Genomic DNA, 22,251 nt, shown 5'->3' on the forward strand with positions numbered 1-22,251 from the left:
GCGGCAGGCCGCCTTATTTGGTGCCAAGCGACGGGAAAAGCTGCAATATTCCACCGATGCAGTAGAGGTAGATGCCGGAGACGACAACGCCGGTGCTGACCCAGACAGGTGTGTCGAAGTGCAGAAGCAGCGCGTAACCGCCAAGCGCGCACCACAGCAGGAAAATTGCCATATTGAGGCCGCGCAGACGCTTGACGCGCACCGGGTGCAGGAAGTTGATCGGCAGGAAGGTCAAGACAACGGACACGGTGACAACGGCCATGGCGGCCATCGCACTGGCATCGATGACGAACAGCGTGAACACCACCATGTTCCACACTACGGGGAAACCGGAGAAGAAATATTCATCGGTCTTCATGCCCATGTCGGCATAATAAATGGCACTGGACACCACGATCATGCCGGCGGCAACAAACGACCAGGGTTCGCCAATCATGCCGCTTTGATAAAGCGCAAAGGCCGGCAGCAGCACATAGGTCACGTAGTCGATGATATTGTCGAGCGTATCGCCCGACCAATTGGGCAAAACTTCTTTGACCCGCACCTTGCGGGCAATAGGCCCATCTATACCGTCCACAAGCAACGCCAGACCGAGCCACCAGAACATATCGACAAAACGATGTTCTGCGGCGGCAACAACGCCTAGGAATGCCAGGAAAGAACCGGATGCTGTCAGTATATGCACGGAAAAAGCGCGGATTTCCGCATAGGGCACGCGCTTGTATTTGAATATTTTCATCACTGCGGGTGCGCCTCGTTTTTCAATCTTCAGTCCACGTCCGGTATGCGACCATTCAACACGCAATGCAACCGTGGAAAATGTATTATCCTAAGGCATCTTACAGCATGTTACAGGAACAGAAGCATAAGACAAACAGCGGTTGCAGTGGATTTCAAACGGCAATGTCTTTATGCTTGGCGCGCAGATAAACGGATAATGACCATGACGGATTACGATATTTCAGTTGTTGGCGCTGGCCTTGCCGGACAGATCGCAGCCATTGCGCTGGCGCGTTCTGGCCGCCACGTCGCACTCATTGCGCCAAACACTGCCCGTAACGACCAGCGCACCACCGCACTGATGGATCAGTCCATCCGTTTTCTGGACCGGTTGGGCCTGTGGAAAAATATCGAACCGTCCTCGGCCGCCCTGTCCGTCATGCAGATTATCGATGGCACGGACCGGTTGCTGCGCGCGCCAACCGTGCAATTCCGTTCCTCCGAAATCAGCCTGCCAGCCTTTGGCTGGAACATTCCCAACAAACCGCTCAATGACGCGTTGGAACAGGCCATTGCGATTGAACCCAACATCACCGTCATTGAAGCCGTTGCCGACACGATAGAGCTGACACCGAAACAGGTTGAGATCACGCTGGACAACGGTGAAACCGTGACTTCCGCGTTTGTAATTGGCGCCGATGGCCGCAAATCCAAGGTGCGTGATGCCGCCGGCATTGGCGTGCGCAGCTGGGGTTACCCGCAGACCGCTTTGGTCATGAACTTCGCCCACACATTGCCGCACGGCAATGTCTCGACTGAGTTTCACACCCCAACCGGCCCGTTTACGCAGGTGCCGTTGCCGGGCAACCGCTCCAGCCTCGTTTGGGTGGTCAAACCGGAACAGGCAGCCGAGATGCTGGCACTGTCGACAGAAGAATTGAGCGCTCGTGTCGAACAACGCATGCAATCCATGCTCGGCAAGGTCACGGTGGAAGACGGCGTGCAGAGCTGGCCACTGTCCAGCATGACGGCTGACCGTTTTGGCAAGGGTCGCGTTGCATTGGTTGGCGAAGCCGGCCACGCCTTCCCGCCAATTGGTGCGCAGGGCCTGAACCTCAGCCTGCGCGATATCATGACCTTGACCGATCTTCTCGGCGCCTCTACCGACAAGCCGATTGCTGGCGATGCCGGTAACGCCTTTGAGCGCCGCCGCAAGGTGGATGTGATGAGCCGCACTTGGAGCGTTGACCTGCTCAACCGCTCGCTACTGTCGTCTTTCCTGCCGGTGCAGATGTTGCGCGCCGCCGGTCTGCACCTGCTGTCTGGCCTGTCGCCACTGCGCAGCACCATCATGCGCGAAGGCATCGAACCCGGCCGTGGGTTGAAGGCTATTCCGTCGCTGCTGTGGGCCGGTCTCAAAAGATAATCCGGTTACCGATGACCGGATCACCTTTGAATACCGAAACGACACTTTCGAATGTCACTTATGTATTCAGGTGTCACCCCGGACCGCCCTCATTCCCGCGCTTGTTGCGGGAATCCAGCAGGCGCGCGTCGGCGCGACGAAAGAGCCTTTTCAGCCCAAAGACTTGGGCTGACTAGATTCCTGTGACGAGCACAGGAATGAAGGAGTACGTGGTACAGCATGGCGTAAATGCCGAGGCATTACGACCCCGCAAGCTGCCGCACAATATAAAGCACCGCGGTCAGCGTCACGACCGACAGCACCGTGCTGATCAGAATCGAGGCGGACGCCCTCTCCTGCCACACTTGATATTGCTGGCCGATGACAAACACATTGGTCGCCGTTGGCAAGGCTGCCAGCAGCACGGCAGAATAGACCCAGATCGGGTCGAATGTGCCGAACGACGTCAGGAACAGATAGGCCACCAGCGGGTGCAAGATGAGCTTCGCCGGCACGATATAGGCCATTTCGACCGACAAACGTTTGATCGGCCGCAGCGCCAGCGTGACCCCCATGGCAAACAGCGCACAGGGTGCGGCCGTCTGCGCCAGATAATCGATCAATCGCTGGAAGGCCAAAGGTGGCTCCCATGAGGTTCCGGCCGCCAGAAACCCGGCAATGACAGCCAGAATGAATGGATGGGTCAGTACCTTTTTCAGGATGTCAGCGGCCAGCTTCAACGGTGAACGTTTGTCTCCTCCGGCAATCGCCATCATCGCCGGCGCCACAATAAAATGCGTGGCATTTTCCAGACAGACGATCAGCGCCACCGGCACGGCCGCCGTCTCGCCAAACACCAGCAGCGAAAGCCCCGGTCCCATGTAACCGATATTGCCGTAACTGCCGGCAAAACTCTGGATCGTGGTCTCGGCTATGCTGTTTTTGCGAATGAACACACCAATAACGAACAGCAACGCAAAAATCGAATAGGTGGCGAGCAGGCTGGTGCCGACAAAATCCATCCGCGCCAGCTGCTCCATTGGTGTTTTGGAAATCAGCTTGAAGAACAGCGCCGGCAGGGCCGCGTAAATGATGAACACATTCAGCCAGCCCATGGCCTCTGCCGGTTGGCGGATCAACTTCGCGGCGACATAGCCAATGAGAATCATGCCGAAAAACGGCAGCAACAGACTGATAATGTCAGACATAATACCCTACCCGTCGATTGGGAGATGGATCGACGGGGCGACGCTTAGCCTATTTGCATCAGGATTGGGAAGGTTTCCTGGAACCAGATTGCCATGTTGGTGATAAAGCCGGTCATGAAAGCAATACCGGTGAGGATCAGGAACACACCCATGATCTTTTCGATCAGGCCCAGATGGCGGCGGAAACGCACCATGAAGCGCATGAAAGAGCCGGAGAAGCTGGCGGCAATCCAGAACGGTACGGCAAGACCCAGCGAATAGATGGCCAGCAGAATGGCACCATCACCCACCGTATCACGCATGGAAGCAACACCGAGGATCGCACCGAGAACCGGGCCAATGCAGGGTGTCCAGCCAAAGGCAAAGGCAAGGCCCATGACATAGGCGCCAGACAGCGTCGCCGGTTTGCCGCCGCCCTGAAAACGCGCCTCACGCGACAGAATACCGATGCGGAACACGCCAAGGAAGTTCAGGCCCATGATGATGATGATCAAGCCGCCGATCTTTGCCAGAATATCGAGGTTCTGGCGAAGCAGCATGCCAATGCTGGAGGCTGCCGCACCAAGGCCGATAAACACAGTAGAAAAACCAAGCGTGAAGAAAAGCGCCGATAGCAGCACCGCCCATTTGACACGCGGTTCCGCCTGCACATTCTCCGACTTGAACTGCTCAACCGACACACCCGCCATGTAACAGAGGTACGGCGGAACCAGCGGCAATACACAGGGCGAAAGAAAAGACAGGGCACCGGCAAACAATGCACTGAACAGGGAAATTTCGGCGATGGACACGTGTAACTCCGTATTTTTCAAGGAGTTTTAATCTTTGCATCACTGCTTCGCCAATCACCTTTTAGGGGGTGAGACAAAAAAACGCGGAATAGTGCAATAAAGTTGTTTTTGAGGGTTGACCCGAACCGAGGCCGTAAATATGTTCCGCCCACTTCCGCAGGGCAGACGAACTGCAAGGGAGAGCATAGCTCAGCCGGTAGAGCAACTGACTTTTAATCAGTAGGTCCAGGGTTCGAATCCCTGTGCTCTCACCACTTCTCTCAACGAAGTGGTTGATATCAAATCAAGTCTATAAACCACAACAATCCCCACGTACCGCGCAATAAGCCTTTTCGGCTTTACAGGCCCTACCCGCCTTGGGTCACCATTTGCGCTCTGACACGTTCCACCAAAACGCAATCATGACAAACGAATCACCCGCGACCTGCTGCTGTGATTCTGCTCGACGATTCTCATTGGCATCGCTTCTGTCTCACGGAGGCGTAGGATTAAATCGTGTCGCGTGATATAATGGCGTCAGAAACGAAAGTGACGATCATGCGCACAACTCAATCTCTCAGCATAACCCTGCCCATCGAGATGGCTGAAATGGTCAAAGCAAAAGTTGCTTCCGGTGAATACGCCACCGAAAGCGAAGTCATTCGTGATGGCCTGCGTACACTTGCCGCGCGAGACGCTGCGGTAGAGCGCTGGCTACGTGACGAGGTTGCTCCAGCTTATGACGCGCACAAAACTGATCCCACCCGTGCCGTTTCACTGAATGAAGGAATGGCGAACGTCCGTGCCCGCATCGCCAAGGGCGAAGGCCGCGATTAAATGAAATATTACGCTGTGCGCCTATCGCCGGAGGCGCAGACCGACATTGTGCAAATACATGCCTATATCGTTGAGAAGTCTGGCTCACCCGTCACCGCCGACCGCTACATTGACCGCATCAGCGGCTTTCTGAGTTCGTTAAACGTATTCCCCGAACGCGGCACGGTCCGCGATGACGTTCGCGCCGGATTACGTATTATCGGATTTGAACGCAGCGCCAGTGTGGCGTTCATTGTCGAGGAAGACGGTGTGGTGGTTTTGCGCATTCTTGCCAAGGGCCAAGAATTTGGCGACGCAAACGCTGAATGAGTTCCTCACTCATTTGAATCGACACGAAAAGGTAAAGCAGAAAACAACTCTAGGGTTGTCGTATTCGCTTGCTGATTGCAAATCCACAAACTACTAAACCTGAAAATCGCGATATGATTCGATAACAACCGCTTGCGTATTTTCAGAGGCATTTGAGATGAAGTTTGTTTTTCCGATACTGGTTGGCGCTTTGGCTCTTTCGCTGCAGGGATGTTCAGCGAAAGACAGTACGCTTACGGTGGTGATGTTGCACACGGATGCCAAGGGCAAACTTGCATCAACGACAATCGCCAAATCTTCAGGTGACATGGACAAAGACGCCTATGCGGTCAATTTGGCAAAAAACTATTTCAAATCAAAGGTTCCGCAACCTCAAGCTTCGCACACATACAGACAGCCCGTCGAAATTAGTGAAGTAAGACCACTGATCACGACCAAAGAAAAGAGCGCGGCAGATACCAAGGAAAAAACCAAGAGTGCGTCCGGCAGCACAAAATAATCCCTCCGCTGCACACATTCTTTTCAGAAGGTCTTTGAGATGAAATTCCGTTTTCCAGTCGTTGTTGGTGCATTGGCGCTTTTGCTTCAGGCCTGCACGACCGTCGATTCCGATACTGTTTATGTGACGATCAAGACGGACGCGCGGGGTAATATTTCATCGACGCAACTCAGCAGTATTACCGGGGACCGCAAGAAAGATGGTATGGCGCTTCATCTGGCGCTGCTGGCATTTTATCACAAGATACCGAACCCCAGAGCCAATCACACATACCGCCAGCCAGTGATGTTCGATTACACCAAATCGAACGCAGCTAAGGCAGCCGCCGCCGCACCGGCAGCCAAGAAAACGAAGGCGACCCAGACCACGAGATAAGCTGGCCGCCGAAGGGTTACCCTGCCGCAGAAATGGCGCAGCTGGCGACCGACTTCTATCCAGAAATCAGGTCGCCCTTCTGCCAGCCTTCCACACCCCAGTTACGAATACGCATACGGCGGGCGAAAAAACCGACCAGAAAAGGTGTCAGCACAAAACTGGCAACGACGACGGCGGGGATCAGGTATTTGGCGTGTTCCGCCAATGCCGGGACAGACAGCGTGGTGACAACGCCGACACCAAACAGCATCGCATTGACCATCAATCCGCACATGATCTTCAGCCACGTATCGGTACTTATTCGGTCGGTGGAAATTGCGTGTTTAGAAAACATGTCTTCCTCCCTTGCTATATCAGTAAAAGCAAATGGAGGTGTTTGGTTCCGAGAAATGGCGGATGGAGCCTACCGCCCCACCCGCCATCTGATACCTATGGCATGATCATCAACCGGATGCCGTAGGCCACCACCGTCAGCGCCAGCACGCTGGCCAGCCATATCGCTGCAAACCACAGCAGGCGCTTGGGCAAACGTTCTTGAGGTGCTGGGTCAGCCATTAGTGATACCCCTCTTCCGGATCGATCTTGCCGCGAAATACCCAATAGGCATAACCGGTATAGGCAAGAATGGTGGGGATCAGCACCAGCGCGCCAACCAGCAGGAAGGCAAGCGAACTTTCAGGTGCCGCCGCTTCCCAGATGGTGAGCGAACCCGGCACAATATAGGGGTAAAAGCTGATGCCGATGCCTGCAAAACTGAGGACGAACAGTCCCAGTGCCGCCAGAAACGGTTGCAGGTGTTTGTCGTGCGTCAGGCCATGCCACAGCGCCAATGCGCAGATGGCAACCAGCAATGGCACCAGTGCCGAGAAAAACGCCGTTGGCCAACCGAACCAGCGATCAAAGTAAACGCGGTCGATAAACGGTGTCCACAGGCTGACAGTGCCGATCAAAAGCAGCGTACCGACACCCGCGACCATGGAGAGTTTGCGGCACCGGGCCTGCAAATCACCTGTGGTTTTCAGGTTCAGCCACGTGGCGCCCAACAATGCGTAACCGACGACCACCGCCAGGCCGGTAACGACGCTGAATGGTGTCAGCCAGTCCCACCAGCCACCGGCATAGGCGCGGTCCACCACCTTGATACCCTGCACTAGCGCGCCAAGCGCCACGCCCTGCATGAAGGCCGCAACGGTGGAGCCGAAAAAGAAACCGCTATCCCACCAGATGCTGCCGCGTTTGGTGCGCCAACGAAATTCAAACGCCACACCGCGAAAGATCAGCCCGAGCAGCATCAGAATAATCGGCATATAGAGCGCCGGCAGCACAGTGGCATAGGCCAGCGGAAACACCGCCATCAGGCCACCGCCACCCAGCACCAGCCAGGTTTCATTACCGTCCCAAACAGGCGCAATGGAATTGGTCATCACGTCCCGGTCATGCCGGTTGGGAAACATCGGAAACAATATGCCAATGCCGAGGTCAAACCCATCAAGAATGACATAGGCCAACACGGCAAAGGCGATCAGCGCCGCCCAGATAAACGCAAGATCAAACATCATGGCGGCCTCCCGCATTAAGTTCATGAGCAATCGCCGGGGTAATTCCCGTTGCTCGTGATGGGGCGTGGTCCAGCTCATGGTCTTCATCCAGTACCGGCGTGCGGTACATCAGCCGCAGCAGGTAAAAGACCCCTGCCCCGAACACGATGAAATACACCACGATAAAGGCCATCAGCGACGCACCGACAGCGGGCGCATCGACCGGCGACAGGCTCTCAGATGTGCGCAACAGCCCGTAAACCGTATAGGGCTGACGGCCGACTTCGGTGGTAAACCAGCCTGCCAGCACCGCAATGAAACCCGATGGCCCCATGCAGATGGCGGCACGGTGCAACAACCGGCTTTCGTAAAGACAGACTCGCCACCTGGCCCATAGCGACCAAAGGCCAACACCCAGCATCAACATGCCAAGCCCCACCATCACCCGGAAGGCCATGAAGGGAATAAGCGCCGGTGGCCGGTCCTCGGGAGCCCACTCTTTCAGGCCCTTGATTTCGCCATTGAGATCATGGGTCAGGATCAACGAGCCGAGCTTTGGAATTTCGACTGCATATCGGGTGACTTCGGCCTTATCATCGGGAATGCCGAACAGAATGAGCGGCGCGCCCTTATGGCTTTCATAATGGCCTTCCATGGCAGCAATCTTTGCCGGCTGATGCTCCAGTGTGTTGATGCCATGCAGGTCACCAACGAAAATCTGCACCGGCGTTACCAGTGCCGCCATCCACATGGCCATAGAAAACATCACCCGCGCCTGTTTATTCGTGCGGTCACTCAACAGATGGAACGCACCCACTGCGCCAACGCCGAAAGCAGTCGTCAGGAACGCGGCAAGCACGGTATGGGTGAGCCGATACGGGAAGGACGGGTTGAAAATGATCTTCCACCAGTCCTGTGGCAGAAACTGGCCGTTTTCGCCAATGATGTGACCTTGCGGCGTATGCATCCAGCTATTGGCAGACAGGATCCAGGTAGCGGAAATCAAGGTGCCCACGGCCACCATGGCGACGGCGAACATGTGCAGCCGATCACCGACACGTTTGCGCCCGAACAGCGCAATACCAAGAAAACCTGCCTCCAGGAAAAAGGCGGTCAGCACTTCATATCCCATCAGCGGGCCAATCACCGGACCAGCCTTGTCGGAAAACACCGCCCAGTTGGTGCCGAACTGGTAGCTCATGACGATGCCGGACACCACGCCCATGCCGAAGGTAATGGCAAAGATCGGTTTCCAGTATTCGAACAGCTTGAGATAAACGGGATCGCGCTTCCACAGCCACAACGCATTGAGAACGGCAAGATAACTCGCCGTGCCAATGGAAAACGCCGGAAACAGAAAGTGGAACGACACAGTAAAGGCAAACTGTATTCGTGCCAGAATCTCGGCGCTGAAACCTTCAAACACTTTGATCTCCATCAATGAGTGAAATGGATCTCTGGTCTATTTGAAACAATAACCGAACGCGCTGTGATCAATTACCGCGCGGTAATCTGGCGCGCGTGGCATTGTGACGCTGTGCGCCGGAAAGTACAGCTTAAAGATTTTAAACGTGTGAAGGCGCCAGCCAGAACGCGATGGCATTGATTTCCGGTGCCGTGCGGTTGCGTTACCACGCTAAAGACTCAGCGCAACCGCAAAGCCACGCCACACAACCTTAGAAAATAAAAATCGACAATAAACAACTAAAAGGCGTCACTTCACCTCGCCAGGCTGTTGCTCGCGCAACGCATCATGACAAAGTTGTGTCAAAATATCATATTTATTACGGCGAAATCTTGACTCATACAGTCACATTTTATTATCCCACCTCCAACGCGCCATAACGCAGAATTTTCTGGAGGTTTTTCAAACATGTATCCGATCTTGAAAACGTCACGACACGTGGCGAAGGCTTCCGTATGCCTGCTTGTTACCGTCGGTGGTATCGTCTCCATTTCGCCTGTCATGGCGCAGGACACAACCACCGCACCAGCCAACGCGACGGTTCTTGATAATATCATCGTCAAGCTGCCCAACTGGCTGCGCTTCGGTGGCAAAGGCAAATCGGATACAGGCACGACGACCCTTGAAGGCGCATTGATCTCCAACAAGGTGACAGGATTGGGCGATGCAAACTCCATCCTGCGCAACCTGCCCAATGTCCAGTATCAGAACGATTCCGACAATGACGCCGGTGTCGATGGTCAGGACATGATCAACCTGCGTCCGCAGGAATTGTCGATCTCCGGCGCCAAGGTCTATGAAAACAACTTCATCCTCAATGGCATCGGCATCAACACTGTTACGGGATCGCAAGAACCATTCTCTACCGATCTTGGAACCTATGACACGACGCCCAATATCTACGCTATATTTGGCCTTCATCCTCAGACGATGTTTGTTCCATCGGACTTCCTGGACGAGGTGACTGTCCTCGATAGTAATGTTTCAGCCCGTTACGGCCAATTCCAGGGCGGTGTCGTCGAATATACATTGGCAAAACCCAAAACAGACAAGGTTACCGGTTCGGTCAGCTACGGTTTTGAAAGCGACAATACAACCAGTTACGTGTTGGGAACAAAAGACGGGCTCAATCCGCAGAACAACCCCCCACCGGAGTTTTATCGTTATAAAACATCAGCCACTGTCAATGTACCGATAACCGACAATTGGGCTGTGATCGGTCAATACAGTCGGGCTGGCGCGGAGACAAACAAAGTCAAGGATTACCGTTTGTACAGCAAGGAGGCCGAGGATGTTTCAGAAAACAACTTCTACCGTCTTTCCAGCCGCCACGACACCGACCTTGGCGTGTTCACACTGGATGGCTCGTACACTGACTACGAACAGGAGTGGGACGCCTTTGCGTTTCGTGACGCACAAATCTATGCGCAGACCAAAAGCTTTACGACGCAATTGCGCTGGGAACACGATCTTGACGCCATCGTCTTTGAACCCTTTGGCATTGAGAACGTCAAAATTGACGCAAAGAGCTATTTCAACAAATCACGCACCATAAATGATGGTGGTGAAAACGAATTTTATATCCGAACTGTTTGGGCAAGGATCGGATCGTCGAACAACGATACCTCGACGTGGTTTAATTCAACTGACGCCAATCTGCTTTCTTGGTGCCGGACACCGTTGGCCTCTACGCTATCAGGCACAGCAGAGGTTTGCCGTGAAGGCGGCTTCGGCAACAAGACGCAAGGTCAGGAAGAAAAAGGCTTTAAGGCAGATATCGACGGTGATTTTCTGGCCGGCACATTCGCAACCGGTTTCGATTACCGCAGGATAGACGCGCAGCGCAGCGCTGAAGAATACACACAATATTCCTCCAACCTCACGTTGATCAATCTAGCCCCAACTTTGACTTTTACCTGCCCTGCAGGTGACACTGCCTGCACATATGAGCAATATACACGCACCAAAGTGGTATCGCCTGCTTATAACAACAAAGCATCCGTCAACGCGTTTGATGGTTATGCGGAAGTGGATCAGACCTGGGACTGGCTCAACGTCCGGGCCGGTGTGCATGTCAGCTATGAAGACTTTTTCGGCAACCTGAACTTCGCTCCGCGTCTGACCGCGACAGTATCACCGACTGAAGACCTGTCGATCACTGGTGGCTTCAACCGTTATTACAACGCCAATGCAGTTTATTACGCTATTCGTGATGGCATACCGCTAGCGCGAGCCTATAACCGCTCACACGATGCAGCCACAGGCGAAGTGAAAGCTTGGGGCGCGCCCTCGGCGCTACGTTATTACACATTCAAAGGCGCTGATCTCGACACGCCCTACAATGACGAATTCACCGCGGCTGTAAAATGGAATGATCCCTGGCTCGATGGCGATCTGCGTGTGCGTTATGTCTACCGTCAGGGTAAGGACCAGTATCTAAAGTCAGCGGCATCCACCACTTTAGCATCGACACTGACCAATGGGGGTGAATCCTCATACCACTCTGCGACTATTGAATATGGCAAGACATGGGCGCTGCAGAACGCCAACATGGAAACCGTGCGCCTCTCCGGTAGTTTGACCTGGGCTAAGAGCAAAACAACGGCCAATGGTTATTTTGACGACCCGACCGACACGCGCATCTGGTACAACAACCAGTCCTATTCGCTGGGCGAATTTGCGGTCGCGCAGGGCAATATGGACATTCCGATCAGAACGTCGCTTGATCTTGTCACCACCTGGTTCGATGACAGATTTACCTTCGGTGTCTCGGGCAACCTAAACCTGCCTTATGATGGTGTCCGTGGAACCGACAAGAATTGCACACCATCCACCAGTGCTACAGCGACATGCAAACTGCCTGCCGGTTCTGAAGGTTTGGGCATGTCACATGACATCGTTGAAGACTTCCGCTTCAGAACCGCAGTGACAGTGGACTTCAATGCCAATTACCGGGCCTTCGAATCCAAGTACGGCTCACTGGATCTGGAAATGAAGGTGCAGAACGCCTTCAACGAAACCGGCAATCGCGTCGCGAATGCAACGCTGCCATGGATCCCCGGCCGTATGGTATGGCTCGGCGCAAAGGCAACCTTCTGATGTCGACGCATCTCAGAATGCACTATGTCTTTTGTGCCGTTGCTGCATCCGTCATCCTGGCAATCTCGTGCTACGAGGTTGCCAAGGGACGCAGGCTGGCAAATGAAGAACGGCTGGCGGCGCTGCAAGAACAGGCCATTGAACAGCGCCGGCAAAATCTGCTGGTCGAGTTCCCAGCAAATCCAACCGAACATGACCTGTCGTTCCTCGCACAAGCCTACCGGCAACCGGCGGAAAACTTCCCGCCGCTGTCGCTGTTCTCAGGTATCAAAGCAGAAGAGCTGGCACCGCTGCCAATACCGCCGCGCCCGCAGGGCCAGCTACTGGCCAAGGCTCAACTTGGCTTCAAGCTGTTCCGCGATCCTCAGCTTTCGCGCTCTGGCCAGATTTCCTGCCAGAACTGTCATAACAGGGAACTTGGCTGGGGTGATGGCCTGCAAAGCTCCTTCGGCCATGACCGTGCCAGGGGCAAACGCAACGCGCCGCCTTTGTTCAATGTCGGTTTGCGCTCACCTTTGTTCTGGGATGGCCGCGCAGGGACGCTGGAAGAACAGGCGCTGATGCCCATGACAGACCAGCGCGAAATGGCAAACCATGACATTGCCTCTGCCGTTGAGCGGATTGCCGCCCGGCCGGATTATCAGGAGGCTTTTCAGGCGGTATACAACGTCTCGACGCCAACCGCCGCAGAACTTACCGATGCCATCGCCACCTTCCAGCGCACGCTTGAGGAACCGACACGGCTCGACCGTTTCCTGTCGGGTCAGTACCGCGCATTCAACAATGAGCAGATTTGGGGCATGCATCTGTTCCGCACCAAGGGTGGTTGCGCCAACTGTCACAGCGGTCCGCTGCTGACAGACAACAAGTTCCACAATCTTGGGCTTTCGTTGCTGGGCCGTCCGCGTGAAGACGTTGGCCGATATGCCATTACCAACCAGTTGCTTGATGTCGGTCGGTTCAGAACCCCCAGCATTCGCCACGTCTCGCAAACAACCCCTTACATGCACAACGGCATCATCAGGGATTTGCGGCGCGTCGTGCGTTTTTATGAAGTGGGTGGCGGGAGAACGCGGCCACGCAACGAGCGGGAACGCGCCAATCCCTTCATGCCCTATGCCGGCATGACATCCCCGTTCCTCAAGCCATTTTCACTGACGGTAAGAGAACGCGAAGCGCTGATTGCATTTCTTGAGGCGATCTGAATCTGGTGTCACCCACCGGTGGGGTCTGACATTTGGCCCCGTCACCTCAGCGTGAGCGGGACACATGCTGCCAACCCGTAACCATGCGTTCAAGCGCCATGAGGGCGTCATAGACAAATATCGCGAGCAAACCAACCACCAGCCCGCCTTGCAAAATAAACGCCATATTGCTGGATTGCAGACCGGCAATAATCACCTCGCCGAGCGTTTTCGCAGCAACCGTCGAGCCGATCGTTGCCGTCGCCAGACTGATGACAACCGATATACGCACGCCCGACAGGATGACCGGCAAGGCCAGTGGCAATTCCACGCTCACAAGGCTTTGCCATGGGGTCATGCCGGTGCCACGTGCCGCTTCTTTCGTCACGTCAGGCACATTGGCAAGCCCGGTCAGCGTGCTCTCGAAAATCGGCAACAGCGCATACAGAAACAATGCCACGAGCGTTGGTGTTTCACCAAAACCCAGCATCGGCACCGCAAGCGCCAGCACGGCAACAGGAGGGAATGTTTGCCCGGTATTCACCACCAGACGCGACAAGGGCAGAAACTCCCGGCAGGACGGCCGTGTCACGATGATTGCCAGCGTTATCGCCAGCAGACTTGCCAGCACCGTGGCAATTAGCACCGTGCGCAGATGTTGTCCGGTCAACACCAGCAAGTCGGCCTGGGTATAGATGGCAGGCGCATTGGCTGGCGCCAGCGGCCGGAAAACCGGTTCAAACCAATGTGGCTGCACGAGAAATGAAACCAGAAGCACAAGACCAAACACCCGCAATGCGTGCGCCAGCCACTGCGTTGGTATTTTTGCAGCCTTCATCTCGCTGGTCGCGGTCGTTGTTTGAATGGTCATGGGCTGCCCGCAGCCTGCTGGCAAAGTGCTGCCATGGTTACCTTGCCGAGCACCTGTCCCTCATCATTCGCAACAGGGGCTTCCTGCCGTCCCGTCCAGACAAGATTTGACAGGGCTTCGCGCTGACTGAGCGCTGCAGGGATCGGCTCGCCCCCGGCAGTACCCTGCTCTATTGCCTCAGACACCGGCCGTAATGCCAGCAACCGGAATGGTCGCTCCTCCGGTCCGATCATTGCGGCAACAAACTCTGTTGCCGGCTTGTGCACCAGTTCCGCCGGCGTGCCGTATTGGACAAGAACGCCCTTGTCCATGACAGCAATATGGTCGGCAATGGCAAAGGCCTCATCCATGTCATGGGTCACAAGAATGATGGTCGTGCCCAACAGCGCCTTGATATCAAGAAGGTCGCGCCGGGCTCTGGTACGGATAACCGGGTCCAAAGCGCCAAAGGGTTCGTCCATCAACAGCAGTTCAGGTTCGGCCGCCAGCGCCCGTGCCACGCCAATGCGCTGCTGCTGGCCGCCGGACAATTCATGCGGAAACCGTTTGGCAAATACGTCTGGCTCAAGCTGGAAAAGCTCCAGCAGTTCACGCACCCGCGCATCGATCCGTGCCTTGTCCCAGCCCAGCAACTGCGGCACCGTGGCAATGTTTTGCGCAACGCTACGGTGCGGAAACAGGCCGTAACCCTGAATGGCGTAACCGATGCTGCGGCGCAGTTCGTGCCCGGCAATGGATTTATTGTCGCGTCCATTGATCCGCACACTGCCAGAGGTTGGCTCGATCAGCCGGTTGATCATCCGCAGCAAGGTCGTCTTACCGGAGCCCGAGGAGCCCACGATAACCGTCACGCTATGCGCTTTGACGGTAAGGGACACATCATTGACGGCAACCGCACCTTCAAAACGTTTGGTCAGATGGTCGATCTCGATCATGCTGTGGCACTCCCGCCTTCTTTTCTGGCAGACAATTCAATCAGGGCATCAAAAATGATGGCACCAGCAAAGGCCAGTGCCACGGTGGGTATTGCACCCAACAGCACCAGATCCATCGCCATCTGTCCGACACCCTGAAAAACAAACACACCAAAACCGCCGCCGCCAATCAGCGCGGCAATCGTTGCCATGCCGATATTCTGAACCAGGACGATGCGAATTCCTGTGAGGATGACCGGTGCGGCGAGCGGCATTTCAACGCCCAGCAGACGTTGGCCTCTCGTCATGCCAACACCCTTCGCTGCCTCGGTGATGGATTGCGGCACGCCCGCGAGGCCCGCCACCGTGTTGGCAACAACCGGCAGAAGGGAATAGAGAAACAGCGCCACAAAGGCCGGAGCTGCACCGATACCGGCAATACCAAGCGCAGACGCGCCGGGCACATTGACCGCAATCCAGCCAAGCGGTGCGATTAAAATGGCAAATAGTGCAATCGACGGAATGGTCTGGATCATGTTCAGCGTGTTGAGAACGGCACTGCGCAGCGCCGTTACCCTGTGCGCCACAATGCCAAGCGGCAGCCCAACCACAATTGCCGCTGCCAGTGAACCTGCCGCCAACGTGATGTGACGCGCACCTTCGCGCCAGAACACATCGGCGCGGTTGGCATATTCCTTCATGATCGAAAGATTGTCCCACACGCCGGTCATCAGCACGGCTGCAGCACCGGCAAAACCGAAAACCAGCAGCACGATGCGAAACAGTGGATGCGGGCGAAGCCGTGTTACACAGTCGGCAGTGGCCAGCAGCAATGCTGCCAGCAACACCCACACGCCAGACCCCGGCGAGACACGGGCATAGCTGTTGCCTTCCGGCATCACGAAACTGGCAGCCATGCCGGCAGCAACAACCAACAATGCCAGTGTCACGGCAACAAGCCCAAGCCGCAGCGCAGCCGCTATTTTGATGGACATGGCAAGCGCTGTCACCACCAGAAGACAGGCCAGTGCCGTCATCAACGACACAGGGAGCGATTGGAAAATCGACAGCGCCTCACCCGCCACAATGCGGTTCGGCCGCAGGATGACGAATGGCAGGCCGAAGGCACCGCCAACCAGCATAAGCGCAATGACGATGCCGGGCTTGTCAGGTTTTACCCCGACAAACCCGGTCTTCTCAGGAATAATAACGGCCAAGTCGCTTCGGCTCCGCTTATTTCAGGAACCCGTTTTTGGTCAGGAAGTCCGTGGCCACCGCCTTGGCAGGTTCACCGCCCACCTGCACTCGTCCGTTCAGTTCCTGCAAGGTTGCGGCATCAAGCTTACCGAATACCGGCTTCAGCAGTTCGGCAATCTGCGGGTTCTTGTCGAGGATGTCTTTGCGGATAACCGGCGCTGGCTGGTAAACCGGCTGAACGGATTTGTCGTCCTCCAACAGCACCAGACCAGAGGCCGCAATGCCGCCATCCGTGCCATAAACCATCGCTGCATTGGCATTGTTGGTCTGGTTGGCTGCAGCTGCAATGGTTGCCGCCGTATCACCACCCGACAGCGTAATCAGCTGGTCAGGCTTCAGCGTAAAACCATAGGCTGTCTGGAAGGCAGGCAGCGCCGCAGCGGAATTGACGAACTCGGAGGATGCCGCCAGCACGACCTGACCACCACCGGCAATGTATTTGCCGAAATCGCTGAAGGTGATGATCTTTTCGCTGTTGGCCAGGTCCTTGCGGATGGCAACACCCCAGGTGTTGTTGGCGCTGGATGGCGTCAGCCAGACCAGCTTGTTGGCTTCCAGATCAAGCTTGGCAGCCTCTTCATAGGCTTTGGCCGCGTCTTTCCAGATCGGGTCCTCGGCGCGGTTGAAGAAATAGGCCGCATTGCCCGTGTATTCCGGGTAAATGTCGATCGCGCCAGTCACCAGCGCCTCACGCACAACTGGCGTCGCGCCAAGCTGCAATTTGTCGGTGACCTCAATGCCGTTATGGCTCAGGACCGACAGGATGATATTTCCCAACACGCCACCTTCGGTGTCGATCTTTGAGGATACGACGACTTGGGAAAACGCTGGCGCAACTGGCAGCGAAACGGCAAGAGCAATGGCTACGATAAGGCTTTTCACAATTTGACTCCCCGGAATTGTGATTTCAAAAACGGCTGCGAACGGAACACAACCGTTTTTCACCAGCGCGTAAACAGCAAACCTGCCGTTACGGTTCCCTACCGTGCCACATTTTGTTTCGGCGAGACAACAACCGCCCTTCCTCGCCCCACATCACCGAGCAGAGACACCTCTTCCGGGAGCGAGGCACGGTGGCATCAATCCCAACGGGGCGGCGTGCCGATGAAGGATTTGAGCGCATCCGTGAAAGCCCGGATTTTTGCCGACGGCACCTGAAGTGCCCGCAACAAATATATGCCGGAAGGATTTTCGTTCCAGGGTTCTCCTGAAAATGCTTCTGCCGAAAGCGGAAGTCGTTTGAGATCGCCCGATTTGACAGAAGGCCCTGCCACCCAACTGGGCAACAGCGCAATGCCCATTCCCGTCAAGGCAGCGCCGTTCAAGGCTTCAAAATCATCGCAGCGAAATACCACTTTGCCAGCCGCATCGCCTGCGGCACAGCCCAGCACACGAGACCATTCAAGCAGGTCGTTACCATGTAATTTGTCGAGCAGGCGGTGGGTGCGCAGGTCAGCGACTGTGCTCGGTACGCCGTGTTTTTCCAGATAGTCCGCACTTGCCACCAGAATTCGTGTCAGCGGCGCAAGCCGCATGGCAATAAGCGAACTGTCCTGCAACTCCCCCATCCTGATAACCAGATCCAGCCGCTCGGCAACGGGATCGGCAAGCCGTTCGGTAAGGTCGAGTTCCACATGCAGGTTTGGGTGTTGTTGCGCCAGCGACGCCATCACAGGGATGACATACCGTTTTCCGAATGTCGGAAAACAGGCAACACGCAGGGTGCCCGTCACTTCACTATCGAAGGCGGCGACCTCGGCATGGGTATCGGCCAAATCCTCAAGCAGCCGTTGCGCACGATCAAATAAATGCTGCCCGGCATCTGTCAGCCCCAGCGCCCGGGTGGATCGCACCAGAAGGGTCACCCCAAGATCCTGCTCCAGCGCATCGACCTGCCGTACCACCGCAGAGGGCGTTACCGCACGCCGCCGCGACGCTGCAGAAAAACTGCCTGTGCGCACCACATCGACATAGACGGCAAGATGTTCCGCGAACCTTGGATCTTTCATGTCTGCCCCGTTACCCTTTTGAGCCCGTCATCTTTGCTTACAGCGCAAAACCGTTTCGAGCATTCAGTTCGTTATCATTTGCGGACATCCGGAGCACATTCCTTCTCGTCAACGGGCAATCAACGCCCACTTAACAGAAGGAATAACAACATGGTCAAGGTTCTCGATACCATTCTCTCGCAATCGGCATATTCTGCAGAAATCGATGTCCCCTTTGAAAAGATCGACATTGCTGATTGGCTGTTCACGCTGCCGGAAGCGGAATATCTGCGCTGCTGCGCACCAGACCACATCGCCGCCGGTTTTACATGGACAGACGACGGACGCCGCATGTCGATCAATGTCGAGCAGATCGGCACCGGCCTGGTTGTGCAGCACTATGTGGCAGAGGTCGCAGAGCCCGCCTATTGCCGCATGAATTCCATCTCGGATGTGTTCACCGCCAGCGGTCGCACGCAGGTTAATGTGGTCTGGGAACTGATTGCCGAAAAGGTCAGCGAAAACCGCACCCGGTACACAAATCGTGTCACCGCCCATCCGACCGACGCTTTCATGACATTCATTGAAAGCCATGGCGTCAGCTATGAAGACGCCGCCGCTGCACGCCAGGCCGCAGGTGGCGACCATAACAGCCGTGAGACACCACTTTTCGCTGCCAGCATCGCCCGCCGGGCATTGGCAGGCGCAGCAGCGGCAAACTGAGGGACAGAATGATGAAAGCCATCCTGTTTGACGACTTCGGAGGTGCGGATGTTCTGCGCCTCGGTGATGCTCCACGGCCTGAAATCCGCCCAGACGATCTCTTGGTCAAAGTCATGGCAGCCGGCGTCAATCGCGCCGACATCCTCCAGCGCGAAGGCGTGTATGGCACCCGGTGTTATGGCGACAGCACGCTGTTGGGTCTGGAGATCGCTGGCGAGGTTTTGGCAATTGGCAGCGCCGTGCGAGGTTTTGCCGTTGGCGACCGTGTCATGGGCATTGTTGGTGGCGGTGCCTATGCGCAATATGCGCGCCTCGACAGCGGCATGGCCGCCAAAATCCCCGCAGGACTGTCGTTTAAGCAGGCGGCCGCTATTATGGAAAGTTTCGTGACCGGCTGGGAAGCTGTTGGCCACCTCGGTCGTGTCGACACAGCCGAAACCGTGCTCATTCATGCCGCAGCAGGCGGCATCGGCTCCGCTACCGTTCAATTGGCAAAAGCGTCAGGGGCACATGTTCTAGCAACCGCCGCCTCTGCCAACATAGACAATGTCCTGTCTATCGGTGCCGACGCGGTGTTTGACTACCGACGCTCCGATTTCGAGGCAGATGTCATTGATGCAACCGCGTCGCATGGAGTTGATCTGATAGTCGATTTCGTGGGCGGTGCCTACCTTGCCCGCAACATCCGCAGTCTTGCGCCGGGCGGCCGCCTTGTTCAGGTTGGGTTGCTCGGCCGCGAAGACAATGCCATCATCCCGCTGGACGTCGTCTTGCACAATCACCTGCAACTTATCGGCACGGTCATGAAGTCACGGTCCCGGACAGAAAAACGGCAAATGGTCGCTCGTTTCAGGGACAAGGTCCTGCCTTTGCTTGGCAAGTCCGTGCATCCGGTTATTGGCGCCGTATATCCTTTCACGCAGGTGGCAGATGCACACCGACACATGGAAAAGGGTGGCGTGTTCGGCAAGGTCGTGCTGGAAGGCTTCCACCCCTGACACATTCAACGTCCCAGTCTGCCACTGACGCAGTAACCGACGCCGACAGAAAACTGGCTGATTGCGATCAGATTTGTGAGAGGTCCGCTTCCACGACGCAGATAACACCACTTTCTTCGTAGGAGATCTGCGCGTAGCCCTTCAATTCGGCTGTCAACAAACGCTCCACCAGTGTCGAACCAAACCCTTTGCGGGTTGGTGTTACCACCTCGGGGCCGCCCTCTTCCCGCCATTGTAGTCGCAGATGCGAGCTTGAACGGTCATAGTCCCAACTGACGGTAATATGACCTGTGGATACCGAAAGCGCACCATATTTGGCGGCATTGGTGGCAAGCTCATGCAGGGCCAGCGACAACGAGACGACGGCCTTGGGTGGCAATGGCACGGCGGGCCCGCTGACGGTAAATGTCTCCACAGCATAAGGCGCCATTGCCTGCATCACCACGGATTTGAGATCGGCATATTGCCAGTCGCCGTGCAGCAGCAGGTCCTGCGCGCGGCTGAGCGATGACAGGCGGTTGGTAAAGGCCTCCACATCCTCTCGGTTTGCCGTGTCGCGCCCCATGGTCTGGCGGGCAATCGCCGTGACGGTCGCCAGCACATTTTTGACGCGGTGGTGCAACTCTCCCACCAGAATGGCCTGCAGCCGCTCCGCCTCCTTGCGGGTCGAGATATCATGCGTGACCTTTGACGCGCCAATCACATGTCCCAAGGGGTCGAGAATGGGAGAAACACTCAACAACACGTCAACCAGCGTGCCATCCTTGCGAAGTCGTTTTGTCTCATAGGGTTCGACAATCCGCCCCGCCTTGATCTGCCGCAGGATCGACGGTTCTTCTTCCTTGCGATCGTCAGGCACCAGCATCAACACGGAATGTCCAACGGCTTCGTCCTCGTAATAGCCATACAGCCGCTGCGCAGCCGCGTTCCAGCTGGTTATTGTCATGTCGAGATCAATGCCAAGGATTGCGTCATTGGAAGAACCAATGATCGAGGCCAGATGTTTTTCAATCTCCTGAGCACGCTTGCGTTCAGTAATATCGACGACGATGGCCACCGTTTGCTCTATCTCGCCATTTTCATCCCGGATGGCAGAGACGGAATTGGCAACCCAGATCAGGCTGCCATCAGCACGCAGGTAACGTTTTTCAATATCGAAACTTTCACCGGTTTCTATCAGTCTTTGAAACAGCGCGACATTGGCTGGCAAGTCCACGGCAAAGGTCACGTCCTGCATCTGCGTACCAATCAGCTCATCAGCCGTTCGACCGACAATCTCGCAGTAGCGCTGGTTGACGTCGGTCAGCTTTCCAGTGAGATCGCTCAGCGCGATGCCAGCTGCTGATTGTGAAAATATCGCCCGGAAGCGCTCTTCACTTTCACGCATCGCAGCATCGGTCTTAACCCGCTCCGTGGTTTCATTGACGATGCAGAAAACGCCAACAACATTTCTGTCCAGATCCCGCACCGGTGAATAGGAAATGTCGAAATACACGGTTTCGGGAAAGCCATGCCGTTCGATGTAAAACGCCCGATCCCTGGCAGCGACCGTTTCGCCATGCTCAAGCACACGCTTCAGCAACGGCTCAAGGTCGTCCCACAGCTCGCTCCAGTATTCCCGACCCGGCCGGCCAAAGGCATGCGGATGTTTGTCGCCGATGGTCGGCGCATAAACGTCATTGTAAAGGGCAACGAATTCTGGCCCCCAGAACATCACGATCTGCGCCTGGGAGGGCACCATGATGTCTATGGCGGCGTGCAGACAGGCTGGCCATTCGGACCTTGGACCAAGCGGTGTCGAACGCCAGTCTACAGTGTCCAGCAGGGTGGCAACAGGAACGGTATTCGTTGCCTCTCCTTGCCCAGCCAGACTTCCATCCCCCATTCGGTGCATCGTCGCAAGGCTCACGCAGCTACTGTTACAGTGTCATTAACATGACAGCACTTCCAGCCTTCGACAAGGTGGTGCTTGAGAGCGGATGAAATCGTTAAAATAAGGTCGCGACGTGACAGTCAGCACAACAAAAAACCAGGTCATCAACGGACAACCTGGCCTGGTAACAACACAACATGGACAAGGAAAAAGCTTGT

At 55.8% G+C, this 22,251-nt stretch carries 22 protein-coding genes and 1 tRNA gene; 10 read left to right on the top strand and 13 right to left on the bottom strand.

Annotated features, from left to right (window positions below):
* Nucleotides 1–13: 13 nt before the first annotated feature.
* Nucleotides 14–739 carry a phosphatidylcholine synthase gene (gene pcsA / locus PYL13_RS11135; protein ID WP_250985892.1) on the bottom strand — a complete coding sequence of 242 codons (726 nt, stop codon included), beginning with the start codon at nucleotides 737–739 and terminating at the stop codon, nucleotides 14–16.
* A gap of 204 nt (nucleotides 740–943) precedes the next feature.
* Between pcsA and PYL13_RS11140 the strand changes: the two genes are divergently transcribed.
* Complete coding sequence (locus tag PYL13_RS11140; protein WP_275641426.1) at nucleotides 944–2,146, top strand: UbiH/UbiF family hydroxylase; 1,203 nt, start codon at nucleotides 944–946, stop codon at nucleotides 2,144–2,146.
* Nucleotides 2,147–2,385: 239 nt separating this feature from the next.
* Here the strand turns inward: PYL13_RS11140 and PYL13_RS11145 are convergent, their stop codons facing one another.
* The gene (locus PYL13_RS11145; RefSeq protein WP_275641427.1) at nucleotides 2,386–3,333 is read right to left on the bottom strand and encodes an AEC family transporter; all 948 of its coding nucleotides are present in this window, start codon (nucleotides 3,331–3,333) and stop codon (nucleotides 2,386–2,388) included.
* A 44-nt stretch (nucleotides 3,334–3,377) separates the two neighbouring features.
* Entirely contained in the window at nucleotides 3,378–4,124 is a 747-nt protein-coding gene (locus tag PYL13_RS11150) for a cytochrome c biogenesis CcdA family protein (RefSeq protein ID WP_192490955.1), read from the bottom strand.
* Between the two features lie 178 nt (nucleotides 4,125–4,302).
* Here PYL13_RS11150 and PYL13_RS11155 point away from each other — a divergent pair.
* From PYL13_RS11155 to PYL13_RS11175, 5 genes are all read left to right on the top strand, one after another.
* Nucleotides 4,303–4,378 (top strand) — tRNA-Lys (locus tag PYL13_RS11155).
* A gap of 283 nt (nucleotides 4,379–4,661) precedes the next feature.
* Entirely contained in the window at nucleotides 4,662–4,940 is a 279-nt protein-coding gene (locus tag PYL13_RS11160) for a ribbon-helix-helix domain-containing protein (protein ID WP_259146640.1), read from the top strand.
* A complete protein-coding gene (locus PYL13_RS11165; protein ID WP_275641428.1) occupies nucleotides 4,941–5,249 on the top strand; it encodes a type II toxin-antitoxin system RelE/ParE family toxin in 309 nt (102 codons plus the stop codon).
* Between the two features lie 157 nt (nucleotides 5,250–5,406).
* Nucleotides 5,407–5,748 (top strand): hypothetical protein, encoded by a 342-nt coding sequence (locus PYL13_RS11170; RefSeq protein WP_275641429.1) that lies wholly within the window; start codon nucleotides 5,407–5,409, stop codon nucleotides 5,746–5,748.
* A 39-nt stretch (nucleotides 5,749–5,787) separates the two neighbouring features.
* Complete coding sequence (locus tag PYL13_RS11175) at nucleotides 5,788–6,123, top strand: hypothetical protein (RefSeq protein ID WP_275641430.1); 336 nt, start codon at nucleotides 5,788–5,790, stop codon at nucleotides 6,121–6,123.
* A gap of 55 nt (nucleotides 6,124–6,178) precedes the next feature.
* On the opposite strand, the gene PYL13_RS11180 is transcribed toward PYL13_RS11175, so the two are convergent.
* From PYL13_RS11180 to PYL13_RS11195, 4 genes are all read right to left on the bottom strand, one after another.
* Nucleotides 6,179–6,457 (bottom strand): hypothetical protein, encoded by a 279-nt coding sequence (locus PYL13_RS11180; protein WP_275641431.1) that lies wholly within the window; start codon nucleotides 6,455–6,457, stop codon nucleotides 6,179–6,181.
* Between the two features lie 95 nt (nucleotides 6,458–6,552).
* Entirely contained in the window at nucleotides 6,553–6,678 is a 126-nt protein-coding gene (locus PYL13_RS11185; RefSeq protein ID WP_192490953.1) for a DUF2474 family protein, read from the bottom strand.
* Nucleotides 6,678–7,682, bottom strand: a complete 1,005-nt coding sequence (gene cydB / locus PYL13_RS11190) for a cytochrome d ubiquinol oxidase subunit II (RefSeq protein WP_275641432.1) — start codon at nucleotides 7,680–7,682, stop codon at nucleotides 6,678–6,680. The genes PYL13_RS11185 and cydB overlap by 1 nt, the downstream gene beginning before the upstream one ends.
* Nucleotides 7,672–9,087 (bottom strand): cytochrome ubiquinol oxidase subunit I, encoded by a 1,416-nt coding sequence (locus PYL13_RS11195; protein ID WP_275641433.1) that lies wholly within the window; start codon nucleotides 9,085–9,087, stop codon nucleotides 7,672–7,674. Before PYL13_RS11195 ends, cydB begins: the two co-directional genes overlap by 11 nt.
* Before the next feature lie 477 nt (nucleotides 9,088–9,564).
* On the opposite strand from PYL13_RS11195, the gene PYL13_RS11200 reads away from it, so the two are divergent.
* Together PYL13_RS11200 and PYL13_RS11205 are read left to right on the top strand one after the other, a co-directional pair.
* Nucleotides 9,565–12,225, top strand: coding sequence for a TonB-dependent receptor plug domain-containing protein (locus tag PYL13_RS11200; protein ID WP_275641434.1), 2,661 nt, complete (start codon nucleotides 9,565–9,567; stop codon nucleotides 12,223–12,225).
* Nucleotides 12,225–13,430 carry a cytochrome-c peroxidase gene (locus PYL13_RS11205; RefSeq protein ID WP_275641435.1) on the top strand — a complete coding sequence of 402 codons (1,206 nt, stop codon included), beginning with the start codon at nucleotides 12,225–12,227 and terminating at the stop codon, nucleotides 13,428–13,430. The genes PYL13_RS11200 and PYL13_RS11205 overlap by 1 nt, the downstream gene beginning before the upstream one ends.
* Before the next feature lie 46 nt (nucleotides 13,431–13,476).
* On the opposite strand, the gene PYL13_RS11210 is transcribed toward PYL13_RS11205, so the two are convergent.
* From PYL13_RS11210 to PYL13_RS11230, 5 genes are all read right to left on the bottom strand, one after another.
* The gene (locus PYL13_RS11210) at nucleotides 13,477–14,247 is read right to left on the bottom strand and encodes an ABC transporter permease (protein WP_250985902.1); all 771 of its coding nucleotides are present in this window, start codon (nucleotides 14,245–14,247) and stop codon (nucleotides 13,477–13,479) included.
* Between the two features lie 29 nt (nucleotides 14,248–14,276).
* Nucleotides 14,277–15,215 (bottom strand): ABC transporter ATP-binding protein, encoded by a 939-nt coding sequence (locus PYL13_RS11215; RefSeq protein ID WP_275641436.1) that lies wholly within the window; start codon nucleotides 15,213–15,215, stop codon nucleotides 14,277–14,279.
* Nucleotides 15,212–16,411: an ABC transporter permease gene (locus PYL13_RS11220; protein WP_275641437.1), complete on the bottom strand. Its 1,200-nt coding sequence runs from the start codon at nucleotides 16,409–16,411 to the stop codon at nucleotides 15,212–15,214. Before PYL13_RS11220 ends, PYL13_RS11215 begins: the two co-directional genes overlap by 4 nt.
* A 16-nt stretch (nucleotides 16,412–16,427) precedes the next feature.
* The gene (osmF, locus tag PYL13_RS11225; protein ID WP_409515560.1) at nucleotides 16,428–17,336 is read right to left on the bottom strand and encodes a glycine betaine ABC transporter substrate-binding protein OsmF; all 909 of its coding nucleotides are present in this window, start codon (nucleotides 17,334–17,336) and stop codon (nucleotides 16,428–16,430) included.
* 194 nt (nucleotides 17,337–17,530) lie between these two features.
* Nucleotides 17,531–18,460 carry a LysR family transcriptional regulator gene (locus tag PYL13_RS11230; protein WP_275641438.1) on the bottom strand — a complete coding sequence of 310 codons (930 nt, stop codon included), beginning with the start codon at nucleotides 18,458–18,460 and terminating at the stop codon, nucleotides 17,531–17,533.
* Between the two features lie 150 nt (nucleotides 18,461–18,610).
* On the opposite strand from PYL13_RS11230, the gene PYL13_RS11235 reads away from it, so the two are divergent.
* Together PYL13_RS11235 and PYL13_RS11240 are read left to right on the top strand one after the other, a co-directional pair.
* On the top strand, nucleotides 18,611–19,162 hold the full coding sequence (locus PYL13_RS11235; protein WP_275641439.1) for a hypothetical protein: 552 nt from the start codon (nucleotides 18,611–18,613) through the stop codon (nucleotides 19,160–19,162).
* A gap of 8 nt (nucleotides 19,163–19,170) precedes the next feature.
* Complete coding sequence (locus tag PYL13_RS11240; RefSeq protein ID WP_275641440.1) at nucleotides 19,171–20,160, top strand: NAD(P)H-quinone oxidoreductase; 990 nt, start codon at nucleotides 19,171–19,173, stop codon at nucleotides 20,158–20,160.
* A gap of 67 nt (nucleotides 20,161–20,227) precedes the next feature.
* On the opposite strand, the gene PYL13_RS11245 is transcribed toward PYL13_RS11240, so the two are convergent.
* Nucleotides 20,228–22,045 carry a PAS domain S-box protein gene (locus PYL13_RS11245; RefSeq protein ID WP_275641441.1) on the bottom strand — a complete coding sequence of 606 codons (1,818 nt, stop codon included), beginning with the start codon at nucleotides 22,043–22,045 and terminating at the stop codon, nucleotides 20,228–20,230.
* Nucleotides 22,046–22,251: the final 206 nt, after the last annotated feature.

This window comes from Agrobacterium sp. Azo12, from assembly GCF_029193765.2.
Taxonomy (GTDB): domain Bacteria; phylum Pseudomonadota; class Alphaproteobacteria; order Rhizobiales; family Rhizobiaceae; genus Agrobacterium.

Coding starts and splice junctions, on each gene's coding strand:
- pcsA (WP_250985892.1), bottom strand. CDS start 739: ATGAAAATATTCAAATACAAGCGCGTGCCCTATGCGGAAATCCGCGCT.
- PYL13_RS11140 (WP_275641426.1), top strand. CDS start 944: ATGACGGATTACGATATTTCAGTTGTTGGCGCTGGCCTTGCCGGACAG.
- PYL13_RS11145 (WP_275641427.1), bottom strand. CDS start 3,333: ATGTCTGACATTATCAGTCTGTTGCTGCCGTTTTTCGGCATGATTCTC.
- PYL13_RS11160 (WP_259146640.1), top strand. CDS start 4,662: ATGCGCACAACTCAATCTCTCAGCATAACCCTGCCCATCGAGATGGCT.
- PYL13_RS11165 (WP_275641428.1), top strand. CDS start 4,941: ATGAAATATTACGCTGTGCGCCTATCGCCGGAGGCGCAGACCGACATT.
- PYL13_RS11170 (WP_275641429.1), top strand. CDS start 5,407: ATGAAGTTTGTTTTTCCGATACTGGTTGGCGCTTTGGCTCTTTCGCTG.
- PYL13_RS11175 (WP_275641430.1), top strand. CDS start 5,788: ATGAAATTCCGTTTTCCAGTCGTTGTTGGTGCATTGGCGCTTTTGCTT.
- PYL13_RS11180 (WP_275641431.1), bottom strand. CDS start 6,457: ATGTTTTCTAAACACGCAATTTCCACCGACCGAATAAGTACCGATACG.
- PYL13_RS11185 (WP_192490953.1), bottom strand. CDS start 6,678: ATGGCTGACCCAGCACCTCAAGAACGTTTGCCCAAGCGCCTGCTGTGG.
- cydB (WP_275641432.1), bottom strand. CDS start 7,682: ATGATGTTTGATCTTGCGTTTATCTGGGCGGCGCTGATCGCCTTTGCC.
- PYL13_RS11205 (WP_275641435.1), top strand. CDS start 12,225: ATGTCGACGCATCTCAGAATGCACTATGTCTTTTGTGCCGTTGCTGCA.
- PYL13_RS11210 (WP_250985902.1), bottom strand. CDS start 14,247: ATGAAGGCTGCAAAAATACCAACGCAGTGGCTGGCGCACGCATTGCGG.
- PYL13_RS11215 (WP_275641436.1), bottom strand. CDS start 15,215: ATGATCGAGATCGACCATCTGACCAAACGTTTTGAAGGTGCGGTTGCC.
- PYL13_RS11230 (WP_275641438.1), bottom strand. CDS start 18,460: ATGAAAGATCCAAGGTTCGCGGAACATCTTGCCGTCTATGTCGATGTG.
- PYL13_RS11235 (WP_275641439.1), top strand. CDS start 18,611: ATGGTCAAGGTTCTCGATACCATTCTCTCGCAATCGGCATATTCTGCA.
- PYL13_RS11240 (WP_275641440.1), top strand. CDS start 19,171: ATGATGAAAGCCATCCTGTTTGACGACTTCGGAGGTGCGGATGTTCTG.
- PYL13_RS11245 (WP_275641441.1), bottom strand. CDS start 22,045: ATGGGGGATGGAAGTCTGGCTGGGCAAGGAGAGGCAACGAATACCGTT.